1 protein-coding gene is annotated in these 454 nt (G+C 78.9%); it reads right to left on the bottom strand.

What is annotated here, in order from left to right:
* A partial coding sequence (locus G3I53_RS16965) for an ATP-binding protein (protein WP_275406508.1) occupies positions 1–454 on the bottom strand: 454 nt, incomplete at both ends.

Genomic DNA, 454 nt, shown 5'->3' with positions numbered 1-454 from the left:
GCGGGCGGCAGGGCGTGCAGCCCGGCGCACTCCAGGCGGCCGTCGGAGTCCCGCACGCCGTCCTCGGCGCGGGAGGCCCAGGCGTCGAGGGCGTCGGCGTCGTCGCGGGAGAGCTGGGCCGTCCGGGCGAGGGCCTCGACCACGCCCTTGCCGAGGGCCTTCTCCAGCGCGGGCAGGCCCTCGTGGCGCAGCCGGGAGCGGGTGAAGGCGGGGTCGGCGTTGTGCGGGTCGTCCCAGACGGGCAGGGACTGGACCATGCAGGCCCGGCGGGCGGTCTGCCGGTCGAGCTGGAGGAAGGGGCGGCGGTACCGGCCGTCGGCCCCCGAGACCGCGGCCATGCCGGACAGGGAGCGGATCCCGGACCCGCGGGCGAGGCCCAGCAGGACGGTCTCCGCCTGGTCGTCGCGCGTGTGCCCGAGCAGGACGGCGGTGGCGCCGTGCCGTTCCGCGGCGG

The sequence above is a fragment of the Streptomyces sp. SID14436 genome (genome assembly GCF_010548465.1).
Lineage (GTDB): Bacteria > Actinomycetota > Actinomycetes > Streptomycetales > Streptomycetaceae > Streptomyces.
This window is presented reverse-complemented; position numbering and strand designations above follow the sequence as displayed.